The sequence below is a fragment of the Polaromonas sp. P1_G2 genome (genome assembly GCF_056405515.1).
In genome coordinates this window covers 1-5,912 of sequence record NZ_JBFUBY010000345.1, presented here as the reverse complement: position 1 = coordinate 5,912, position 5,912 = coordinate 1, and the positions used below count along the sequence as shown (strand labels likewise).

General features: G+C 66.8%; 5 protein-coding genes. 3 read left to right on the top strand and 2 right to left on the bottom strand.

Annotation, left to right across the window (positions count from 1 at the left end; genetic code table 11):
• On the bottom strand, window positions 1–729 hold a 729-nt coding region (locus tag AC1D0P_RS23165), incomplete at its 3' end, for an SDR family oxidoreductase (protein ID WP_477678891.1).
• Window positions 730–920: 191 nt separating this feature from the next.
• Window positions 921–1,217 (bottom strand): hypothetical protein, encoded by a 297-nt coding sequence (locus AC1D0P_RS23160; RefSeq protein ID WP_477678890.1) that lies wholly within the window; start codon window positions 1,215–1,217, stop codon window positions 921–923.
• A gap of 103 nt (window positions 1,218–1,320) precedes the next feature.
• Between AC1D0P_RS23160 and imuA the strand changes: the two genes are divergently transcribed.
• From imuA to AC1D0P_RS23145, 3 genes are all read left to right on the top strand, one after another.
• Entirely contained in the window at window positions 1,321–2,160 is an 840-nt protein-coding gene (imuA, locus tag AC1D0P_RS23155; RefSeq protein WP_477678889.1) for a translesion DNA synthesis-associated protein ImuA, read from the top strand.
• 14 nt (window positions 2,161–2,174) lie between these two features.
• Complete coding sequence (locus tag AC1D0P_RS23150) at window positions 2,175–3,320, top strand: DNA polymerase Y subunit UmuC family protein (RefSeq protein WP_477678888.1); 1,146 nt, start codon at window positions 2,175–2,177, stop codon at window positions 3,318–3,320.
• Between the two features lie 10 nt (window positions 3,321–3,330).
• Window positions 3,331–5,912: error-prone DNA polymerase (locus tag AC1D0P_RS23145; protein WP_477678887.1), on the top strand; the 2,582-nt coding region annotated here is incomplete at its 3' end.

The window sequence follows — 5,912 nt, the reverse complement described above, 5'->3', positions numbered from 1 at the left end:
GTCCAGGATGAACTCGCTGCCGACGGCATAGGTCGATTCATCGGAGGCCAGGAACACCACGGCCTTGGCGATCTCCACCGGTGAGCCGAAGCGGTGCAGCGGGATCACGGCCGTCAAGCCGTCCTTCATCTGCTGCAGCGCGTCGGCCGGCAGGCCCAGCTTGCCGTAGATGGGAGTCGTCACGGTGCCCGGGCTGACGGTGTTGAGCCGTATGCCCCGGGCGACCAGTTCGCCGGACAGTGTTTTGGCCAGCGAGACCAAACCGGCCTTGGTCGCCGAGTAGACGCTGGAGGCCGGCATGCCCAGGTGCGCATTCACCGAGCCGTTGAAGATGACGGAGGCCGGGTTCGCAAAAGTGCCCAGCAAGGCCTGCAGCAAAAAGAAGGGCCCTTTGAAGTTGACGGCCATGGAGCGGTCAAACGCCGCCTCGTCCCAGGCTTCAAGCGGCATGAAAACGCCGATGCCCGCGTTGATGAAGGCCACATCGAGCTGCCCGAACGCGTCGCGCACCTGCCGGGCCAGTTTGACCTGCGCCTGAAGATCGCCCGCATCGGTTTTGGAGAAGAGGGCGTCACCGCCGAGCTGCCGGCGTGCCTCGGCCAATGATTCGTCGCTGGAGCCGGTCACCATGACGCGGGCGCCTTCGGCCAGAAACTGCCTGGCCGTTTCAAGGCCTATGCCCGAGGTTCCGCCTGTCACCAGCGCGCGCTTGTTGTGCAGCCTGTTCATCAAAATCTTCCTGGAATGTGAGGTAGCAAGTACCGGTATTCCAAGCGTAGGTCTGGCGGGTGTTCGGCGCTCGCCGGTTCCGGACATGCGTTTGTGGCCCGCTGGCTACCTCAGATCTTCAGCAGCAAAAAATCGAACATATCCGGGTGTGCTGGCGTCAGCCAGACGGTCACGTCCAGCAGTCGGGGCAGTCATCGGATAAAACCGATAAGCCGGAGTCTTWCGATGTCTTCCTGCGACGCCTGGTCTTCCATCTGCGCGTTACTTTGAGCGGGGAGTGGCTTCGCGGCTTCCTCTTGTGGGTTCTGAAGCCGCTTCAACACCGGCAAGGCGGGGGCGGCTTGCGCAAGCTCAGGCATAGCGGGCATTTGCATGGCCTGCAAAATCAATTCGTTCAACAGAGATTTCAGGGTTTGACCGTTTTGTGCCGCGCGGGTTTTAAGCTTCCGCAGCAAAGAATCAGGTAAATCAAGCGTGGTTCGCATCATTGCCTTTTCGCATTGAAGTGTTTTCTGGATGACTGGAATCCGGGCAAGGAAGACAATATACTGTATATAAATACAGTATTTATTTGAATTTTAAGCACCTCCCATGCTTTCGCCAACCCCCGCAGCCCGCGCCTTGCCGGACTTCGCCAACGCCCATGTATGGCGCGCCGGCGAACTCGGCGGCGCGAGCGTGCAAACCGTCGCCACGGGGTATCCGGCACTCGATGCCGTGCTGCCCGGCGGCGGCTGGCCGCAGGGGGCCTTGATCGAACTGCTGCAGCCCCAGGCCGGCGTGCATGAATGGGGCCTGGTGGCGCCGGCCCTGGCGGCCTTGCAGTCCCGGGCCCGCGAACTGGCGGTGCTGGTGGGCGCGCCCTGGCTGCCTTTCGGCCCGGCGCTCGGCGCGCGCGCCCTGGACATGCGGCGCCTGCTGAGCCTCCAGGGCAAGCCCGGAGATGCGCCTTCGTTGCTGTGGGCCACGCGCGAAGCCCTGCAATGCGCCGACGTCCATTGCGTGCTGGCCTGGCTGCCTGATGCGCGCAGCGCGCACTTGCGGCGCCTGCAGATCGCGGCGCATGCGCACCACAAGCTGTTGTTTGTCTTCCGGCTCCTGCGGGCGCAGCACGAATCCTCGCCCGCACCGCTGCGTTTGCGGGTAGAGGGTGTGGCCGGCGAGGCGGGCACGCTGCGGGTCGAKGTGTTCAAGCGGCGCGGCCCGCCGCTGGCCGCGCCGCTGCTGCTCGACACCCGGCCGGCCCGGCTTGCCGCGCTGCTGGCGGCCAGCCGCGAAAGGGCGCGGCGCCAGCGCGAGGAAGCCGGTGTTCCGGCGCCCCAGCTGCTGCCTTCGCTGGTGTCGCTTCCCCTCAGTTCACCCCGGAGTCCCATCCATGCGCTGCTGGATCGCATTGCACATCTCGACCACCACTGGGCGCGACCTCGCTGATCGCATTGGGCCGCTTGCGGCAGCAGAAGGAGCACGAACAAGGCCGCGCCGCCGCCGTGAAAAAGCGCGTGGCCGACTTGCCCATGCACACGCTGACGGCCGCCCGCCCGCACCTGGGCGTGCTCGAGCGCATAGGCTGCCGCACCTGGGACGACCTGCTGCGCCTGCCGCGCGACGGCGTGGCCCGGCGCTTCGGCGCGGAACTGCTGCAGGCGCTGGACCGCGCCCGCGGCAGTGCGCCCGACGACTATGAATGGCTGGTACTGCCCGAGCACTTCGAGGAAAAACWCGAACTCAATGCGCTGGTCACCCACGCCCCCGCGCTGATGGCCGGCGTGGAGCGGCTGCTGGTGCAGCTGCATGCCTGGCTGCTGGGCCGCCAAAGCGGGCTCTGCGCCCTCAAAATCACCTGGCACCTGGACAAGCGCCGCGACGTGCCGCCCACCGGCGAGCTGGAAATCCGCACGGCCCAGCCCGCGCAAGACCTGCGCCATGTGGCGCGCCTTATCTCCGAACACCTGGCCCAGCAAAAATTGCCGGCGCCGGTGCACAGCCTGAGCTTGCAATCGCTGGCCACCGAATTGCTGGCTGACTCGGCCGCCGCCACCGGCAGCCTGCTGATGGAGGCGCGCAAGCAGGGCGACAGCGCGGTGGAACTGGTTGAACGCCTGAGCGCCCGCCTGGGCGATGCACGGGTGCAGGCCTGGCAGCCTTGCGCGGACCACCGGCCCGAACTGATGCAGCGCTGGGTGCCGGCCCGGGGCGTGATGGCATCGATCAGCGCACAGCTGAATCCTGCGCGGCCCGGCCGCAAGCGCTCCAAGGCGAGCCCGCCCCCGGACACCAAAACCGAAGCCCTGTACCCGGCCTGGCTGCTGCCCGAGCCGATCAAGCTGGCCACCGCCGGCAACAACCCGGTCTACCAGGGCCGGCTGCGCCGCCTGGCCGGGCCGCAGCGGCTGGAAGCCGCCGAATGGCTGCTGGCCGACAGCGAGGCCGCGCGTGGCGCCGGCCTCAGCGAAAAGCCGTGGGCCTTGCGCGACTACTTCATCTACCGCAGCGAGCAGGGCGGCCTGCTCTGGGTTTACAGCGAGCGCCTGGGCGCCACGCCCGAAGCCGCGCGGCAGCGCGCCTGGTACCTGCACGGTTTTTTTGCCTGAGGCCGCACGCATGTCCGTCCACGCACTGCCCGATTACGCCGAGCTGCATGCGCTGAGCAATTTCAGCTTCCAGCGCGGCGCCTCGCATGCCGAGGAATTGGCCGAGCGGGCCTCCGAACTGGGCTACCAGGCGCTGGCCGTCACCGACGAATGTTCGGTCGCCGGTGTCGTGAAGGCGCATGAGGCGGCCCGGGCGCACGGGCTCAAGCTGCTGCCGGGGGCGGAATTCCTGGTGCAGGCGGCCTATGCCTTCAGGCTGGTGGTGCTGCCCCGCAACGCGGCGGGCTGGGGCAACCTCTGCGAGTTCATCACCGAGGCGCGCCGCGCCGGCGACGAGATCGAGAAAGGCAGTTACCGTGTCGCACTCGGCGAAACCGATTTTTCGCGCCTGGGCGATTGTGAAATCCTGCTGTCGCCTTTGCCCGATGCCATCGAGGTGGAGGCGCTTGGCGCGCACGCGACCTGGGCTGTAGGACTGTTCGGCCAGGGCGCCTGGCTGGCCGTGGAACTGCAGCAGGGCCTGGATGACGCGCTGCGCCTCGAGCAACTGCAGCAGGTGGCGGCGCGCACCGGCATCCGCCTGGTGGCGGCCGGTAACGTGCTGATGCACAAGCGCTCGCGCAAACCGCTGCACGACGTGATGACGGCCATCAAGCTGGGCCGGCCGGTGCATGAGTGCGGCTTTGCGCTGCAGGCCAATGCCGAGGCGCATCTGCGCCCGCGCATGCGGCTGGCCGGCATTTACCCGGCCGCGCTGCTGCGCGCCACGCTGGAGGTGGCGGCGCGCTGCCGGTTCAACCTTGACGAAATTCGCGACCTGTACCGCTACCCCCGGGACGATATGGTGCCGCCGGCCGAGACGCCGGCGCGCTGGCTCAGGCGGCTGACCTGGCAAGGGGCCCACACACGCTATCCGCGCGGCATCCCCCATAAGATCCGCAGGCAGCTGGGCTTCGAACTGGCGCTGATCGAAGAGCTGGAATACGAGATGTTCTTCATCACCGTGCACGACATCGTGCGCTTCGCGAACGAGAAAAAAATCCTGTGCCAGGGCCGTGGCTCGGCGGCCAATTCGGCGGTGTGCTTCTGCCTGGGCGTCACGGCCATCAACCCGGCGGAAAGCAAGCTGCTGTTCGAGCGTTTCATCAGCCGCGAACGCCGCGAACCGCCCGACATCGACGTGGACTTCGAGCACGAGCGGCGCGAAGAGGTCATCCAGTACATCTACGGCAAATACGGCCACGACCGCGCCGCCATCGCCGCCACCATCATCAGCTACCGCCCGCGCAGCGCGATCCGCGACGTCGGCAAGGCGCTGGCGATGGAGCCCGAGCTGATAGACCAGTTCGCCAAAGAGCATTTCTGGTTCGACGGCAGCGAAGTGCTGGAAGAAAAAATCCGCCAGGCCGGCCTGGCGGGCAGGGAAGGGCCGGTGCTGCAGTGGCTGGACCTGTCGGCGCAGCTGATCGRCTTTCCGCGCCACCTGAGCCAGCATGTGGGCGGTTTTGTGCTCACGCAGGGCAAGCTCACGCGGCTGGTGCCGGTGCAGCCGGCCTCCATGGTGGACCGCCGCATCATCCAGTGGGACAAGGACGACCTCGAGGCCATGGGCCTGCTCAAGGTCGATGTGCTGGCGCTGGGCATGCTGTCGGCCATACGGCGCTGCCTGGCGCTGGTGAACCAGGCGCGCGGCAGCCAGCTGGAGATGCACCAGGTCAAGCCGGACGAGAAAACCTACGACATGATCTGCGAGGCCGACACGGTGGGCGTGTTCCAGATCGAGAGCCGCGCGCAGATGTCCATGCTGCCGCGGTTGCAGCCGCGCAGCTACTACGACCTGGTGGTCGAGGTCGCCATCGTGCGCCCCGGTCCCATCCAGGGCGGCATGGTCCATCCCTACCTGAAGAATCGCGAAGCCCTCAGGCGGGGTGAAAAAATCGTTCCCGAATACCCGGCGCTCAACCCCGCCCTGGAGCGCACGCTGGGCATCCCGATTTTCCAGGAGCAGGTCATGCAGATCGCGATGATCGCGGCCGACTTCACGCCGGGCGAGGCCGACGACCTGCGCCGCTCCATGGCGGCCTGGAAGCGCAAGGGCGGGGTGGAGCGCTTTCACGGCCGGCTGGTGCAGGCCATGGTCAAGAACGGCTACAGCGCTGAATTCGCCGAACGCATCTTCAGCCAGATCCTCGGCTTCGGCGACTACGGTTTTCCCGAAAGCCACGCCGCCAGCTTCGCCAAACTGGTCTATGTGAGCTGCTGGTTCAAATGCCACGAGCCGGCCTGTTTCCTGGCCGCCATGGTCAATTCGCAGCCCATGGGCTTTTACACACCGTCCCAGTTGGTACAGGATGCCATTCGCCATAAAGTGGAAGTGCGCCCCGTCGACGTGATGCACAGCCACTGGGACTGCACGCTGGAGCCGGGCGGTGTGTTGCCCCAGGGTGTCCAGCCGGCGGTACGCCTGGGCCTGCGCCTGGTGTCCGGCCTGCGCGAAGACGCCGTGACCCGCCTGGTGGCGGCGCGGGCGCAAGCGCCTTTCAGCWCGACCGAAGACCTGGTGTCGCGCGCCGGGCTGGGTACGCTCGAAAT